At 71.3% G+C, this 15,858-nt stretch carries 14 protein-coding genes, 1 tRNA gene and 1 riboswitch; of the genes, 7 read left to right on the top strand and 8 right to left on the bottom strand.

The features are described 5' to 3' along the window. Positions 1–427 precede the first annotated feature (427 nt). From ACIQMV_RS18990 to ACIQMV_RS18975, 4 genes are all read left to right on the top strand, one after another. Complete coding sequence (locus tag ACIQMV_RS18990) at positions 428–1,852, top strand: MFS transporter (protein WP_398229075.1); 1,425 nt, start codon at positions 428–430, stop codon at positions 1,850–1,852. An 85-nt stretch (positions 1,853–1,937) separates the two neighbouring features. Next, positions 1,938–3,158 carry an L-2-hydroxyglutarate oxidase gene (gene lhgO / locus ACIQMV_RS18985; RefSeq protein ID WP_402593985.1) on the top strand — a complete coding sequence of 407 codons (1,221 nt, stop codon included), beginning with the start codon at positions 1,938–1,940 and terminating at the stop codon, positions 3,156–3,158. 68 nt (positions 3,159–3,226) lie between these two features. Continuing rightward, entirely contained in the window at positions 3,227–4,051 is an 825-nt protein-coding gene (gene trmB, locus ACIQMV_RS18980; RefSeq protein ID WP_141360014.1) for a tRNA (guanosine(46)-N7)-methyltransferase TrmB, read from the top strand. Positions 4,052–4,070: 19 nt separating this feature from the next. Further along, on the top strand, positions 4,071–5,405 hold the full coding sequence (locus ACIQMV_RS18975) for a PrsW family intramembrane metalloprotease (protein ID WP_402594012.1): 1,335 nt from the start codon (positions 4,071–4,073) through the stop codon (positions 5,403–5,405). Positions 5,406–5,423: 18 nt separating this feature from the next. Here ACIQMV_RS18975 and ACIQMV_RS18970 read toward each other — a convergent pair whose 3' ends face one another. The 5 genes from ACIQMV_RS18970 to ACIQMV_RS18950 form a co-directional block, all read right to left on the bottom strand. Further along, a complete protein-coding gene (locus ACIQMV_RS18970; RefSeq protein WP_402593983.1) occupies positions 5,424–6,368 on the bottom strand; it encodes an aldo/keto reductase in 945 nt (314 codons plus the stop codon). Positions 6,369–6,484: 116 nt separating this feature from the next. After that, entirely contained in the window at positions 6,485–7,543 is a 1,059-nt protein-coding gene (locus ACIQMV_RS18965) for a M23 family metallopeptidase (RefSeq protein WP_402593981.1), read from the bottom strand. An 11-nt stretch (positions 7,544–7,554) separates the two neighbouring features. Next, positions 7,555–7,711, bottom strand: a riboswitch (cyclic di-AMP (ydaO/yuaA leader). A 230-nt stretch (positions 7,712–7,941) separates the two neighbouring features. Continuing rightward, positions 7,942–8,015 (bottom strand) — tRNA-Met (locus ACIQMV_RS18960). Positions 8,016–8,114: 99 nt separating this feature from the next. Beyond that, entirely contained in the window at positions 8,115–9,245 is a 1,131-nt protein-coding gene (locus ACIQMV_RS18955) for a dihydrofolate reductase family protein (protein WP_402593979.1), read from the bottom strand. A gap of 124 nt (positions 9,246–9,369) precedes the next feature. Continuing rightward, positions 9,370–11,157, bottom strand: coding sequence for an APC family permease (locus ACIQMV_RS18950; RefSeq protein ID WP_402593977.1), 1,788 nt, complete (start codon positions 11,155–11,157; stop codon positions 9,370–9,372). A 197-nt stretch (positions 11,158–11,354) separates the two neighbouring features. Here ACIQMV_RS18950 and ACIQMV_RS18945 point away from each other — a divergent pair, with 197 nt between their 5' ends. Then, positions 11,355–12,110 carry a DUF4118 domain-containing protein gene (locus tag ACIQMV_RS18945; RefSeq protein ID WP_402593975.1) on the top strand — a complete coding sequence of 252 codons (756 nt, stop codon included), beginning with the start codon at positions 11,355–11,357 and terminating at the stop codon, positions 12,108–12,110. A gap of 421 nt (positions 12,111–12,531) precedes the next feature. On the opposite strand, the gene xerC is transcribed toward ACIQMV_RS18945, so the two are convergent. The 3 genes from xerC to ACIQMV_RS18930 form a co-directional block, all read right to left on the bottom strand. Then, positions 12,532–14,142 (bottom strand): tyrosine recombinase XerC, encoded by a 1,611-nt coding sequence (gene xerC, locus ACIQMV_RS18940; RefSeq protein WP_402593974.1) that lies wholly within the window; start codon positions 14,140–14,142, stop codon positions 12,532–12,534. A gap of 5 nt (positions 14,143–14,147) precedes the next feature. Next, positions 14,148–14,369, bottom strand: a complete 222-nt coding sequence (locus ACIQMV_RS18935; protein ID WP_402593972.1) for a hypothetical protein — start codon at positions 14,367–14,369, stop codon at positions 14,148–14,150. Between the two features lie 158 nt (positions 14,370–14,527). After that, positions 14,528–14,953 carry a helix-turn-helix domain-containing protein gene (locus ACIQMV_RS18930; protein ID WP_402593970.1) on the bottom strand — a complete coding sequence of 142 codons (426 nt, stop codon included), beginning with the start codon at positions 14,951–14,953 and terminating at the stop codon, positions 14,528–14,530. 282 nt (positions 14,954–15,235) lie between these two features. On the opposite strand from ACIQMV_RS18930, the gene ACIQMV_RS18925 reads away from it, so the two are divergent. Together ACIQMV_RS18925 and ACIQMV_RS18920 are read left to right on the top strand one after the other, a co-directional pair. Beyond that, positions 15,236–15,535 (top strand): helix-turn-helix domain-containing protein, encoded by a 300-nt coding sequence (locus tag ACIQMV_RS18925; protein ID WP_402593968.1) that lies wholly within the window; start codon positions 15,236–15,238, stop codon positions 15,533–15,535. Further along, positions 15,532–15,858: a hypothetical protein gene (locus ACIQMV_RS18920; protein ID WP_402593966.1), complete on the top strand. Its 327-nt coding sequence runs from the start codon at positions 15,532–15,534 to the stop codon at positions 15,856–15,858. Before ACIQMV_RS18925 ends, ACIQMV_RS18920 begins: the two co-directional genes overlap by 4 nt.

Genomic DNA, 15,858 nt, shown 5'->3' with positions numbered 1-15,858 from the left:
GCGGGATCGATTTTCGGCCAATTCCGCGCCATGGGGACACGTGTGCGCACGCTCCGTACTCGCTCTGCGCGCCGCGCAGACAACACGCGGTCCGGGAGGCGGAGTTCGCCCCCCGGACCGTTCCGCCACCCGCGGGGATGAAGGCGGCGGTGTCCCCCAGCCCACTGGATCCAGTACAGCGGGCCGACCCACGCGGGACCATGGAACCGCTCCCCCGGTGGCCGGAGAAGAGCGCACGGACGGGCGCACGGCCACACATCGGGGGCACGCCGCAACCCTGCGTGCAGGGACCGCACTTCCGTGCGGGCCACAATCCCGCCATCCGGAAGAATGCCCCTTAACGCTTGGGATGCGGCGAACTACGCTGGGTTTACGAATGCCGCGTGGTTATGCCAGCGCGGCAGCCGTCTGTGTCGAGGGGTGGCGCATGTCCAGGGAGCAACGCGGGCCGAACGAAAAGCTCGGCGCCGTTCTCGCCCTCGCGGGAATCAGCAACGCAGGACTCGCGCGGCGCGTCAACGACCTCGGCGCCCAGCGCGGGTTGACACTTCGCTACGACAAGACCTCGGTGGCGCGCTGGGTTTCGAAGGGGATGGTGCCGCAGGGTGCGGCGCCGCACCTCATCGCGGCCGCCATCGGGCAGAAGCTCGGCCGCCCGGTGCCGCTCCACGAGATCGGCCTGGCGGACGCGGATCCCGCACCCGAAGTGGGCCTCGCCTTCCCCAGGGACGTGGGCCAGGCGGTGAAGTCGGCGACGGAGCTGTACCGGCTCGACCTCGCCGGCCGCCGGGCCGGTTCCGGCGGCATCTGGCAGTCGCTCGCCGGATCGTTCGCAGTGAGCGCATACGCAACGCCCGCCTCGCGCTGGCTGATAACCCCGGCCGACAGTTCGGTGGCGCGCGAGGCGGGCCCTGCGGAGGCCTCCGGCGCACCGATCAAAGTCGGCCACAGCGATGTGCGGAAGCTGCGGGAGGCCGCCGAGGACGCCAGGCGCTGGGACTCCAAGTACGGAGGCGGCGACTGGCGTTCGTCGATGGTGCCGGAGTGCTTACGCGTGGAGGCGGCGCCGCTGCTGCTCGCCTCGTACTCCGACGAGGTCGGCAGGGCGCTGTTCGGCGCCTCGGCCGAACTGACCCGGCTCGCCGGCTGGATGGCCTTCGACACCGGCCAGCAGGAGGCCGCACAGCGCTACTACATCCAGGCGCTGCGCCTGGCCCGTGCCGCCGCCGACGTGCCCCTCGGGGGCTACGTCCTGGCCTCCATGTCCCTCCAGGCGACCTACCGCGGCTTCGGCGACGAGGGCGTCGACCTCGCGCAGGCCGCCCTGGAGCGCAACCGGGGCCTGGCCACGGCCCGCACCATGAGCTTCTTCCGGCTCGTCGAGGCACGCGCCCACGCGCGCGCGGGCGACGCCCAGGCGGCCGGCGCCGCCCTGAAGGCGGCCGAGGGCTGGCTGGAGCGTTCCCGTGACGGGGACAACGACCCGTCCTGGCTCGGCTTCTACGGCTACGACCGGTTCGCCGCCGACGCCGCCGAGTGCTACCGGGACCTGAAGGCACCCCGCCAGGTCCGCCGCTTCACCGAACAGGCGCTGTCCAAGCCGACGGAGGAATTCGTCCGCTCGCACGGCCTCAGACTGGTCGTCTCGGCCGTCGCCGAACTGGAGTCCGGCAATCTGGACGCGGCCTGCGAGCAGGGCGTGCGGGCCGTGGAGGTCGCCGGGCGGATCTCCTCCGCGCGCACCACGGAGTACGTCAAGGACCTCCTGCACCGGCTCGAGCCCTACCGCGACGAGCCGCGCGTGGTCGAGCTGCGCGAGCGGGCCCGCCCGCTGCTGATGACCCCGGCCTGAACCCCGCCCGGCCGGGCACCCCGGCCGCGCGGTCCCGCCGGTTCGAGGGCATTGTCAGTGGCGCAGTGCACTATCGAGGCGGGAGGTGGAGCAGGTGCGGCCGGACATCGCTTACGACTGCGACGTGCTGGTGATCGGAGGTGGCATCGTCGGCCTGTCGACGGCGTACGCGATCACGCGCGCCGCGCCGGGCACACGCGTGACCGTGCTGGAGAAGGAGCAGGGCCCGGCCCGGCACCAGACGGGACGCAACAGCGGGGTGATCCACAGCGGGATCTACTACCGGCCGGGCTCGCTGAAGGCGCGGTACGCGGCGGGGGGCGCCGCCGAGATGGTCAAGTTCTGCGCGGAGTACGGCATCGCGCACGAGGTGACCGGCAAGCTGATCGTGGCGACCGGGCGGGAGGAGCTGCCCCGGCTGCACGCACTGGTGCAGCGCGGCCGGGAGAACGGCATTCCGGTGCGCGAGCTGGGCCCCGCGCAGATCGAGGAGTACGAGCCGGAGATCCGCGGACTGGCCGCGATCCACGTGGGGACGACGGGGATCTGCGACTTCACGGCGGTGGCCCGGCAGCTGGCGGAGGCGTCCGGCGCGGAGATCCGGTACGGGGCCCGGGTGGTGCGGGTGGACCGGCGCCCGGAGCTGGGGGCGGCCGTCCTGACGGAGCGCGGTGACGTCGTCCGCGCGCGCGTGCTGGTCAACTGCGCGGGGCTGTACTGCGACGAGGTGGCGCGGCTGACCGGGGACGAGCCCGGGGTGCGGATCGTGCCGTTCCGCGGGGAGTACTACGAGCTGGCACGGCCGGAGCTGGTGCGGGGACTGGTGTATCCGGTGCCCGACCCGGCGTTCCCCTTCCTCGGCGTACATCTCACCCGCGGGGTCGACGGCGGTGTGCACATCGGGCCCAACGCGGTGCCGGCGCTGGCCCGCGAGGGCTACGGATGGGGGGTCGTACGGCCGCGGGAGCTGGCGGGGACGCTGGGCTGGCCCGGGTCGTGGCGGATCGCCCGCCGGCACTGGCGGTACGGGGCCGGGGAGCTGCGGCAGTCGGTGTCGAAGGGCGCCTTCACGCAGGCGGTGCGCCGGCTGATGCCGGGGGTGCGGGAGGAGGACCTGGTGCCGGCCGCCGCCGGGGTGCGGGCGCAGGCCGTCCTGCGGGACGGCACGCTGGTGGACGACTTCCTGATCCAGGAGGGCGCCCGGACGGTGCACGTGCTCAACGCGCCCAGTCCCGCGGCGACCGCCTCGCTGCCGATCGGGCGCGAGGTGGCGAGGAGGGCCCTCGCCGTCCTGGCATCGGCATGAAGGGCGCACCGGGTCCCGTCATCCTTGAGGGCTGGTTCGTGCCGGCCCCACGTAAAATCGTTCCCACTGTGACTGACTCGCTGAACACCCCCCAGGCTCCCGCCCCCGGTGAGCTGCCCCGGCACACGCCCGGCGTGTCCGTGCGGCACACCCGGGCCAAGGGGGAGCCGCGCTTCCCCGACGGGCCCAAGGCCGATCCGGCCGGCTCGCACTTCGAGCGGCGGATCCGCAGCTTCCAGCCGCGCCGGAGCCGGGTGACCGCGGGACAGGCGGACGCGTTGCAGCGGCTGTGGCCGGCCTGGGGGCTGGACATCGACGGGCAGCGGGTGATCGACCTCGCCGAGCTGTTCGGGAACACGCGCCCGGTCGTGCTGGAGATCGGCTTCGGGATGGGCGAGGCCACCGCCCGGATGGCGGCCGAGGACCCGGACACCAACATCCTCGCCGTCGACGTGCACACCCCGGGCCAGGGCAACCTGCTGAGCCTCGCCGACCGGCACGGACTCGGCAACGTCCGCGTCGGCAACGGCGACGCCATCATCCTGCTGCGCGAGATGCTCGCCCCCGACAGCCTCGACGGGCTGCGCGTCTACTTCCCCGACCCCTGGCCGAAGAAGCGGCACCACAAGCGGCGGCTGATCCAGCCGGAGTTCCTGACGCTGGCCGCCGCCCGGCTCAGGCCCGGAGCGGTCGTGCACTGCGCGACGGACTGGGAGCCGTACGCGCAGCAGATGCTCGACGTGCTGACGGCACACCCGGACTTCGAGAACACCCAGGCCGACGGCGGTTTCGCGCCACGTCCCGGCTTCCGGCCGCTGACCCGTTTCGAGGGCCAGGGACTGGAGAAGGGTCATGTGGTGAACGATCTGCTCTTCCGCCGCGTGCCCAGGTGACCTCGTGAGGGCCGATGCCGTGGTCACCTGCCCCCCGTACCCGACACCTCCCGGCGCTCCCGGCGGCACGTCCCGCCACGCGCACTGGTGGCAGCGGCGATGGGTCAGGTACGGCGCCCTCGTCACCCTGCTCGCCCTCTCCGGGCTGGTCATCCTCGCTCTCGTGCGCCGGCAGACCGGCACCGAGGGGTTCCTCGTCGGGCTCGGGCTCGCGGTGCTGCCCGTACCGCTGCTGACGGCCGCCTTCCGCTGGCTGGACCGGGTCGAGCCCGGCCCCTGGCGGAACCTGGTGTTCTCCTTCGCCTGGGGTGCCTGCGCGGCGGCCCTGATCGCGATCGTCGCCAACAGCTTCGCCACCCACTGGATCGCCACGGCGACCGCCGATCCCGCGGGCGCGGACACCCTGGGCGCGACCGTGATAGCGCCGGTCGTGGAGGAGTCCGCGAAGGCCGCCGCCGTCCTGCTGGTCTTCCTCTTCCGCAGACGCGACTTCACCGGCATCGTCGACGGGGTCGTCATCGCCGGGGTGACCGCGACCGGCTTCGCGTTCACCGAGAACATCCTCTACCTCGGCAACGCCTTCGGCACCGACCAGCTCACCGGTGACCGGGGCATCGCCTCCGTCACCGCGGCGACCTTCTTCGTCCGCGTCATCATGTCGCCGTTCGCGCACCCGATGTTCACCGTGCTCACCGGCATCGGCTTCGGCATCGCCGCGATGTCCGGGAACCGCCGCCTGCGCCGCCTGCTGCCGCCGCCGGCCGGGCTGCTGCTCGCGATGGGCATGCACGCCCTGTGGAACGGCTCGGCGACCTTCGGCGAGTACGGCTTCTTCGCGGTGTACGCCGCCTTCATGGTGCCCGCGTTCGGGCTGCTGACCTGGCTGGTCGTCTGGACCCGGCAGCGCGAGCTGAGGACCGTGCGCGAGGAGCTGCCCGCGTACACCGCCGCCGGATGGCTCACCCCGGCCGAACCGTTCGCCCTGGCCTCCATGCGGGCGCGCAGACTGGCCCGCGACCACGCCCGGCGCCACCTCGGCAGGACGGCGGCGCGCACGGTCGCCCAGTACGAGGCGTACGCGACCTCGCTGGCGTTCCTCCGGCACCGCGGGCGTCGGGGGCGGACCGGCGCCGACTTCGCCGTACGGGAGCGGGAGCTGCTGCACGAGCTGTGGCGCAGGCGGGAGGTGGCGCAGCCCGCGCTGGACCACGCGGCCAGGATGACGACGCCCATGGCCGCGCCGGCCTGGCCGGGCTACGGGGTGTACGGGGTGCACCCGCGGCCGCTGGGGTACGGGTCGTACGGACCGGCGGCGCCGTATCCCTCGTACAACCCATACCGGACCCAGCCGTAGCGGCCCGGGGGACGGGCGTTACGCCGATGCCCGCGTCAGCTTCCCGAGCTCCTCCTCCGTCAGCCGCAGCTCCGCGACCCCGAGCAGTGCCGGGAGCTGCTCCACCGTCCGCGCCGAGGCGATCGGGGCGGTCACCGTCGGCTGCGCGGCGAGCCACGCCAGGGCCACCGTGGCGACCTCGGCGTCATGGGCCCGGGCGACCTCGTCCAGGGCCGTGAGGACCTTCTGGCCGCGCTCGGTCTCGAGGTGCTTGGCCGCGCCCTGCGCCCGCGCGCTGTCCACCGTCGCACCGGGCCGGTACTTGCCGGTCAGGAAGCCGGAGGCGAGCGCGTAGTACGGAACGGCGGCCAGGCCGGACCGCTCGGCGACGTTCTCCAGCCCGCCCTCGTAGGTGTCGCGCGAGACCAGGTTGTAGTGCGGCTGGAGCGCCACGTAGCGGGCCAGGCCCTCGCGGTCGGAGAAGTCCAGGGACTCCTGGAGTCGCTCGGCGGAGATGTTGGAGGCGGCGATGTGCCGCACCTTGCCCGCCCTGACCAGCTCGTCGAGCGCGCCGATGATCTCCTCGACGGGGACTTCCGGCTGGTCGAAGTGCGTGTAGTACAGGTCGATGTGGTCCGTGCCCAGGCGCCTGAGGGAGGCGTCGGCCGCGGCCTTGATGTTGGCGGCGCTCAGACCCCGGTAGTCGGGGTGCTGGCTGACCTTGGTGGCGATGACGACATCGGAGCGGTTGCCGCGCTCCTTGATCCACTTGCCGATGATCGTCTCGGACTCGCCGCCCTGGTTGCCCTCCACCCACGCGGAGTAGGAGTCGGCGGTGTCGACGAAGTTGCCTCCGGCGGCCGTGTAGGCGTCGAGGACGGCGAAGGACTGCTCCTGGTCGGCGGTCCAGCCGAAGACGTTGCCGCCGAGGGCGAGCGGGAAGACCTCGAGATCGGACGAACCCAGTTTGCGTAGAGAAGTCATGTCCAACATCAACAACCGCGCCGGAGCGGCCCATTCCGGACCGGGCCGCATCCGGCCGCAAAGGTTGCGCAAACCGGTCTCACAGGCTCGTCAAGGGTGAGACCGGTCCATGTTCGTCAGGGGTTGATGCCCTTGCCGCGCAGCCACGCCAGCGGGTCGACTCCGGTGGACTCGCCGCCCGGGTGGACCTCCAGGTGGAGGTGGGGCCCGGTGACGTTGCCGGTGGCGCCCACGCGGCCGATCACGTCGCCCGTGCTGACCTTCTGGCCGACGCTGACGCTGATCGACGACTGGTGGCAGTACCACAGCTCGGTGCCGTCCTCGAGGGTGAGGATCGTGCGGTAGCCGTAGGAGCCGGCCCAGCCGGCCTCGGTGATGGTGCCGGTGTGGATCGCCTTGAGCAGGGTGCCCGTGGGCGCGGCGAAGTCGAGGCCGGTGTGGTAGCCGGAGGACCACATGGAACCGGCCTGGCCGAAGGTGGAGGTGAGCGTGTACGAGGAGGTGGGCAGCGCGTACTGCTTGGCCAGCTCGGCCAGCCGGGCCTCCTCGGCCTTCCGCGCGGCCTCCTCGGCCTTCCGCTTGGCCTCCTCCTCCGCCTTCTTCTTCTCGGCGGCGGCCTTGGCCTCGGCCGTCTCCCGCGCCTTCGCCGCCTCCTGGGCGGCCTTCTTGGCGACGGCGGCCTCGGCATCAGCCTGGGCCTTGGCCTCGATCTGGACCTGCTGCTGCTCGGCCTGCGCCATGATCCGGTTGCGCAGCACCTCGCCGGCGTCCGAGGTGCCCTCCTCGGCCTCGGCGGCGGTCACGCCGACGCCGCTGAGCGCCGTCGCCGAGCCCACGGGGGCGGCGTTGGAGGAGTCGTCGAACAGGGAGCCCACGGAGGGCAGGTCGGGCAGCGAGATGGACACCGGCGGCTTGCCGCTGTTGGCGCTCGCCATGCCGCCCGCGCCGACGGCGGCGATGACGCCGACACCGAGAACGGTGGAGCTGCGGGCGAGTCCGCCGCCGCGCTGCTTGGCGACACGGTGCCGGCCGCGCACGGGACGGATGGACTCCGCGGTGGGGTTCCACTCCTCCCAGGGGCCCTCGTCGGCGCGGCGGCTGTCGTAGCCGAAGGTCTCTCCGTGCTGCCGGCTCGGCGCGAACGGGGCTTCCGGGGCAGGCGGGTTGGACGCCACGAAGGCGCACTCCTTTCCTTCCGTCTCGCCTACCGGGTTAGCTGACGGGTTCGGAGCGGGAAGGTCTCCTACGCGCGTAAACAAGCCATGCGTACACGGCGGTTACGCGCGATTCACCCCAAGTTGGTGGTTCCCCGGTTCCCTTGCGGGATTCGGCGTGCGCGCACGGAGCCGCCTCTTGTGACGGCTGGGACGACCGTGCTGCGTTATCGAACGTTAATAGACTCGGGGCTCGGATTCCAAGCCGTTCGGCTTGATCGCTAAACCTTCCGGCGCGACCTTACGGTCCATGACCACCGAAAACCGGGCGAGTTGACCGCATCTCGAAGGAGAGCCGTGTGTCCGGGAAACACTCAGGGCCGGAATCCATTGATCGGATTCCGGCCCTGAGCCTTCAGTAGCGGGGACAGGATTTGAACCTGCGACCTCTGGGTTATGAGCCCAGCGAGCTACCGAGCTGCTCCACCCCGCGTCGTTGTGTCACCAGTATATGCCATCCGGAAGGCTGCTCGCACCCACCTCACCTTCCACCGCCCGTCACACGGTTCCCGGGCGTACGGCGAGGCCCCGCTCAGCCGAGCAGATGACGGTTCGGCTCCCTGGCCCGCTCCTCGAACTCCGGCACCACGACGACATCCGCGCCACCCGCCACCAGCACCCCGGTCCCGTCGGCGCCCTCGACGAACGTGTCCGGCTCCCGCCACGCCGTCACCACCCGTCGCACCCCGGCGTCCAGAATCAGCCGGGCGCACGGACGCGGCCGGGAGGCGCGGCGGGCGCACGGTTCCAGGCTGCTGTACACCGTGGCGTCCGGCAGCCGCGGATCCGCCGGGTCGACCTTGGCCAGCGCCGCCTCCTCCGCGTGCACGACCGGGTCGCCGCCCTCCCGCGAGTACCCGCGGGCGAGTTCGGTCCCGTCGGCGGCGACCACCACGGCGCCCACGCTGAACGCGGTCCGGGACGGCGGGCACTGGGCCGCCAGCGCGCAGGCGAGCCGGAGCCAGTGCCGGTCCGCGGGCACGGCGCGGCCGGCGGTGCCGGGAGCGGTGGGCTCGTAACGCACGAGGACGACGTCCTCGATGGTCCGCGTCTCCACCAGCCGCAGCCGCCCGCCCTGGTAGGTCCCGGGCCCGAACAGCCGGGGCGCGTCCGTGTCCCCCACGAACAGCGGGGCGAGCACGAGCTGCACCTCGTCCGCGAGCTGCTGCTGGAGCAGTTGTGTGTGGATGGTCCCGCCGCCCTCGACCATGAGCCGGCGCACCCCGCGCACGTCGTGCAGGTGCTCGAGCAGCCGGGGCCAGCCGAGTTCGGCGCCCAGCGGCACGACATCGGCGGCCAGGCCCGTACGCCGCAGCCGCAGCGCGCCCTCGTCGGTCGTGTAGAGGACCTTCTCGCCGCCGGTGTGCCAGAAGGGCGCCCCGGGGTCCAGCTCGCCGGAGGCGCTGACCGCGACCTTCAGCGGGTACTCCGGCTTCCCTGCGGCACGGCGGGCGGCCCGCCGCTCCGGGGAGTTCACCAGCAGCCGCGGGTTGTCGGCCCGCAGGGTGCCGGCGCCGATCAAAATCGCGTCGGCCGACGCCCGCACCTCGTCGACCCGGTCGAAGTCGGCGGGGCTGGAGAGCAGCAGGCGCTCGGGACCGGTGTCGTCCAGGTAGCCGTCGAGCGAGATGGCGGCGGACAGCAGGACGTACGGGTGGGGCATCGACGCCCTCTCTCTCGGCGGCGGACTGGCTCCCAGTGTGACCGACCCCGCCGGTCGCGGGCGGGGCCCCACCGTGGCGGAGCCGCGCACGCGGAGCGGGAGGGCCGCCGCCGGCCGGTGAGGGTCAGTGACCGAGGTGGATGCGGAACCGGAGGCGGCAGATGACGGCATCGGTGTGACGGCGGACGGCGCGGTCCAGGACGGCACCGCGCTGGTTCTGCAGAAGCCGCTGCCAGGGCCTGGGCAGGTGCATCTCCGGGATGAGGACCACGATCCGGTCCTGCCGCTCCTGGGCGGCCAGCGCGCGCAGATGGTCGACGAAGGGCCGGGTCAGGGAACGGGTGCGGCTGTGCAGCACGGTGAGGGGGACACCGGGCCGCCAGGCGTTCCAGGCGGCGTGGACCTCGTCGGCGGAGGGGGCGTCACGGTCCTCGGGGTGCACGACGGTGACGGCGCGGACCTCGTCGCCCAGTGACAGCGCGGCGCTGATGGCCTCGCTGGTGAGCAGGTTCACGGCGCCGACGGGAACGACGACGACCGTGTGGCACGGCTCCGGCCGTGCGGGGACTTCGCCGAGGTGCAGGGCCGCGCCGATACGCCGGTACGTGCGGTGCACCGACTCGAACACGGCCACCAGGACCGCGACCGCGGCGAAGACCAGCCAGCCGCCCTCACCGAACTTCGACACCAGCTCGATGACCAGGGCCGCGAAGGTCAGCAGTGCCCCGAGGCCGTTGACGGCCGCCCGCCACCGCCATCCGGAGCCCCGGTCCAGGTGCCAGTGCCGGACCATGCCGGCCTGGGAGAGGGTGAACCCGATGAACACGCCGATGGCGAAGACCGGCACCAGTTTCTGGGTGTCGCCCTCGGCCACGACCAGCAGGACCAGGGCGGCGGCGGCGAGCACGACGACGCCGTAGCGGTAGACCTGCCGGTCGGCGCGCAGCCCGAAGACGTGCGGCAGATGGTTGTCGCGGGCCAGCAGGGAGGCCAGGACGGGCATGCCGCCGAAGGAGGTGTTGGCCGCGAGCGCGAGCAGCGTCATGGTGGCGAACTGCACCACGTAGAAGCCCGCGTTGTGGCCCAGGGACGCCTCGGTGAGCTGCGCCAGGACGGTCTTGGTACCGCTCGGTGCGACATGGAACTTGCCGATGAGCAGCGACAGCCCGATGAGCATGGCCCCGAGCAGCGCGCCGAGCGCGACCTCGGTGCGCTGCGCCCGCCGGGCCCTCGGGGTGCGGAAGGTGGGGACGGCGTTCGCGATGGCCTCCACACCGGTGAGTGCCGAGCAGCCCGAGGCGAACGCCCGCATCAGCAGCAGGACTCCGACCGCGGAGACGGCCGAGGCCGTCGGATGGACGGGCGGGACCACCGGTGTCCGGCGCACCAGCCCGGCCACGACGACGGCGGCGATCGCCGCGACGAACACCACGGTGGGAGCGATCATCACCTTGGCGGACTCGGCGACCCCGTAGAGGTTGACCGCCGTGATCAGCCCCAGCACGATCACGCACAGCGGCACCCGGTCGCCGTACAGGGCGGGGAAGGCGGAGGTGAGCGCGGCCACGCCGGCGGAGACCGACACCGCCACGTTCAGCACATAGTCGATGATCAGCGAGGCCGCGGCGACCAGGCTGAGCCGCCGGCCCAGATGGCGCCCCGCGACCGCGTACGCGCCGCCCCCGTTCGGGAACGCGGCGATCACCTGCCGGTAGGAGAACGTCAGCGCCGCCAGCAGCACTACGATCGCCAGCGTGACCGGCAGGGTGAAACCCAGGCCCTGGCTGCCGGCCACCGCCAGCACCACCACGATCGCCTCCGGCCCGTAGGCCACCGAGGCGAGCGCGTCCAGGGACAGCGCGGCCAGCCCCTGCGGCACCGTCAGCCGGTCCCGCTCCTGCCGTCTCCCCACGGCCCGCCCGGCGGTACGCCGCCGACCCGCGTCCTCGGCCCTCGCGCCCACGGCTCCACCGCCCTCACGTCGCCTTCGGAACCTCAGAGGCAGGATCCCGCGCAAACCACCGAATATGGCGCAAGAGAGGCGTTAAAGGTCGTCCCAGGTCACTCTCGTCCTGCTACACCGGAAGAGGCAGGCAGGAGGTGCCCACGATGTCCGTCCACCTCGTCAGAGGGCCCCTCGCGATCGTCGCCGCCCTCGTGGCACCGCTCGCGGTCAGCGCGGTGCTGCTGCCCTTCCGCGCCGGCCTGGCCAACACCGTCGTCGCCCTCGTCCTCGTCGTGGTCGTCGTCGCGGCGGCGGCCCTCGGCAACCGGACGGCCGGAGTCCTCGCCGCCGTGTCCGCGGCCGTCTGGTTCGACTTCTTCTTCACCGTCCCCTACCAGCGGCTCACGATCACGAGCACCGCCGACGTCACCACCGCCGTCGTGCTGCTCGCCGTCGCCCTGACCATCTCCCAGCTGGCGGCCCGCGCCCGGCGCCTGGAAGTCGTCACCATCACCGACGCCGACTACCTCGCCCAGATCCACCACGCGGCCCAGCTGGCCAGGGAGGCGACCTCACCCGACGCGGTGGTGGAGGCCGTGCGCGCGCAACTCGTCGGCCTGCTCCACCTGAGCGGCTGCCGCTTCGAGTACGGCACCCTGCTCGGCCACGCCCCCCGCCTGGAATCCGACGGCTCCCTCACCCTCGGGCGCAGAACGTGGGACGTCGACCGACTCGGCATGCCCGACCAGGACATCGAACTGCGCGTCCTCGCCGGCGGCCACTTCCACGGCCGCTTCCTCCTCCGCCCGACCCCCGGTCACACCCCGCCGCTGGAGGCCCGCCTGGTCGCCGTCACCCTGGCCGACCAAGTGGGCGCCGCCCTCCAGACCACCTGGAGAACCCCAAGGACCACAGCCTGACCCACGCCGCGCCCCGGGCCGCGAAAACACCGCAGCGCCCGGACCGACCGAAGCCGAACCGGGCGCTGCGAAGCAGGTCGGAGGGGACTGCCCTCCTCCTGCGGCCGTAGGCCCTGTGGGACTCGAACCCACAACCAATGGATTAAAAGTCTGATGATCTCTGGAAGCGTCTCACCCCACCGCGTTGGCCTCACCCCGTCTCACCCCAAGGAGTGCAGGTCAACGGCTGTTCCAGCCCCCGCGCTGGACGCCTCTCACCCCATCTCACCCCACCGCGCATCACGCTGTTGCGTGGCGTTCGGGCCAGCATCGGGCCAGCAGGAAGGGCCCCCGACCCGCAGGTCAGAGGCCCTTTGCCTGTCCGTTGATTCTACGCCTAGGCCTACCGATTGTCAGCGCTGGCCCGTACCGTGAAGGGGTCCTATTCAGTGTCTGCTGGCTGCGACGCTGCTCTCGGCCCCTGCCGCGGTACAGAGCCCTCGGCAGGGGCCGATCCACGTTCCCGGCGAGCGCGCGGCACAGCAGCTGCGGCACGCTCGGTCAGGTCTTGCTCGTACTCCTGGAACAGGGACATGTACGTGTCGGCGGTCAGGACGATCGTGGAGTGCCTCAACTTCTTGCTGGCGTCATCGATGTCGCCGCCGCCGGCCTTCACGAGCGCGGCCGCTCCGTGCCGGAGGTCGCGCAGGTTGATTGGCGGCAGGTTCCCCAGCTCCACCAGCCTCTTGAACTCCTTGGACACGGCGTCGGGGTGCAGCCAGCTGCCGTCCTCGTCCACGAAGACCTTGCCCGTCTCCGTCCACTTCTTGCCGGCCTTCAGCCGCTCGGCCTTCCGCGCTTCCTGATGGGCCCGGTGCTCCCGCAGCACGCGCACGGTCTCCCGGTCGAGCATCACCGCGGACATGGAGCTGTCCGTCTTGGGTGCCGTCTCGATGGGCGTCCAGCCGTCCACCACGATCTCGGTGAGCACGTCGATCCGGGGCGGGTCGATGTCGAGGTGGACGTGCGCCCAGTCGGCGCCCACGCCCTCGCCGCGGCGCAGGCCGTGGTGAGCGACCAGGTGGTAGAAGGCGTACAGGGTGGACTCGTCCTCAGCGGTGTCCAGGAAGTGCCCGAGCTGCTCCGGGGTCCACACCATGACCGGGCTGGGTACAGCGCCGGTCTCCCCCCAGCGCTGTACGCGTTCGGCGGTCCACAGCAGGCCCTTGGGCCGTGCGGAGCTACCCAGCTCGACATGCTTGGCCGCGTTGAAGGTGATGAGCTGCTCGCCGATCGCCTTATTGAGGGCCGAGCGCAGGGTCCGGCGGATCGCGTGCCGCGTCGCCACGCCGTTCGCCTTGCGGTACGGCTTCATCTCGGCCAGCTTCGCTCGCTCGGCGGCGAGCCGCTCGCGTTCCTTGGCCGGCGGCCGCCCGGGCCGGGACCACTTCGCCCGCTGCTCCTGCTCTCGGCGTGCCTGGTTCTCTGCGCGGATCACGTCGGACTCGTCCGCGATGGCGTCGAACATCTCCTGGACGTGGCCGACGTTGAGCCGGTCGAGGCGGTAGTGCCCGATGTGCGGCTTCAGGTGGACCTTGATGTGGGATCGGTAGCCCGCGTTCGTCGTACTGCGCGTCTTCTTGGCGGCCATCCACCGGTCGAGCCACTCCCCCACGGTGGCCTTACCGTCAAGTGGGACGCCTACGCCCAGGCGCCGCTTCACCTCGTCGACCTGAGGGATATCGACGCGGCGGCTGGCGATGTCGGCGAGGAAGTCACCTACGCGCTGCTGCTCGGTCTCGTCATCGCCGGGCAGTTCGAGGATGGCCTGGAGGCGGGAGAGGTCGCCCTGGGCCTTGGTGACTCCGTCGTACCCGGTGCGCCGGAAGGTCCGGCGCTTGCCCTCGGCATCCGGCGGGAGCTCCTGGCGGAGACCGACAGAGCCGTGGCTCTTCTTCTTCATCTGCGGGCATGCGCTGCCCAGCAGCTTGCCGTCGCCGCCGCGGCACTCGCAGCGTCGATAGATGCTCCCTGCCCGACGTGCTGACGGCATGAGGTCTACTCCCTTCGCTCAGGAGGCTTGCCCTGACGGACGTCCAGGTGGGCAAGCCCCACGCTCATTACATGGTCCGCTGCCTCGTTCAGCCGGGCGAGCATGTCTTTGTCCATCCCTGCATCGGGACGCACGGCAAAGGCCAGGCCATGATCAGAGACGATCGGAACGATAAGTTCACCGTCGGGCAGATCGTCCGAAAAGAAGTACCAAACCCGGGGTCGCATGCGGCCTCCCCCATCCTCGTTCGTGTGTTCGAGTTTGTACGCCTGCCAGCACCCTTACGGTCAAAAAGGTGTCCGGACATGATCGCACCAGAGACCTCACTGGTCTACAGGCAGCTCTTTAAACTCACTCAGAGTGATGCACCTCGGAAGGTTTCAGGTCACGCGTCGTCACCCGGTGGAACGAGTGTGTCGATGAGCCGCAAGAGGCGTTCACGCTGGTCGGCTGGGATGCTGTCCAGCTTGCGCACATAGGCCGTGGCCTCGCTGGATCCGCTGCGGAGCGGGTCGACACCGAAGAACTGCGAGCTGGCCGCGTCCTGCAACACCTCCAGGGCGAGCTCGCAGGCCTCCGCGAGCGCGCGCAACTCCTCGACCTGCGGGGGGATGACTGGCTCACCGCTCTCCAGGCGGTAGATCCACCCACGCTTTACGCGCACCCCCGTGACCGGGTCGACCGCCCGCGCTGCGAACGCGTCCAGCCCCATTCGCAACTCTGCGCGACGGCTCTTGATGAGGTCTGCGAACTCGGCTCGCCGTTCAGGCGTGGGGGCGTTTCGGCTGGTCGTCGTGTCGTTGGGGGCCATGGGGGTCATCCTGCCACTCCTGCGGTCATTGGTGCGTTCGGGCCGTTCAGGGTCTGCGCCTGCCATTGAGGCGTACGGGCAGGTCAGTTGAACCGTTCATTTAGCGCGCTGCACGGATTGTTCAGCACGTTGGGCGATGGCGCTAGGTCGCACTGAGTCATTGACCGATTACTTACCTGCGCCCCCGGCGTATTCAGCTAGCTGGACAAAGCGTTCACCCCATGGAATGCTCACCCCATCGCGCCGTTCAGCGCGATGAACGGATCGTCCCGCGAGGTGAACGTGAGCGAATCCCAACCCACCATGTACGCGGTCGTCAGCGGCGACCGACTCAAGACGCTCATGGAGCGAACCGGCACTGGTGAGTCCATCACCAGCCGCGAACTGGCCGCCGCCGCCGGAGTAGCCCACGGCACCGTCGGCGCCCTCATGTCCGGCGCGCAGCGCCTGGTCCCGGAGGACAAGGCCCAGGCCATCGTCGATGTCCTTGGCGTCGACCGCCTGGTCCTCTTCATCCCCATGGAGCGCGCCGGCCGAGCCTTCATCTCGATCGCCTCGCACAAGGAGGCCGAGACCGCATGAGCGTGAAGAAGGTCAATCCTCTCTCCCCCGAGCAGGTCCTGGACCTGCCCGCGATGCCCACCGCGAAGCAGGCCTTCGGCGCCCTGAACATCAGCGAGGGCACCGGCTACCAGCTCATCCGCCAGGAGCAGTTCCCCATCGAGGTCGTCCCCTTCGGCCGCGCGCTCCGCGTGCGGAAGGTCGACCTGATCGCCTTCCTCGGTCTCTCCGCCCCCGCTGCTGTCGAGGTCCAGTCGGCAGCAGCCACCTATGACGACGGCGCCCCCGGGGTCCAGCCGGAGACGCCGTCTGAGCAGCACAGCCCCACCCGCGCCAGCAAGTAG

This window comes from Streptomyces sp. NPDC091412, assembly GCF_044756885.1.
Lineage (GTDB): Bacteria > Actinomycetota > Actinomycetes > Streptomycetales > Streptomycetaceae > Streptomyces.
The sequence above is the reverse complement of the archived record's forward strand: the minus strand, read 5'-3'. Positions and strand labels throughout refer to the sequence as shown.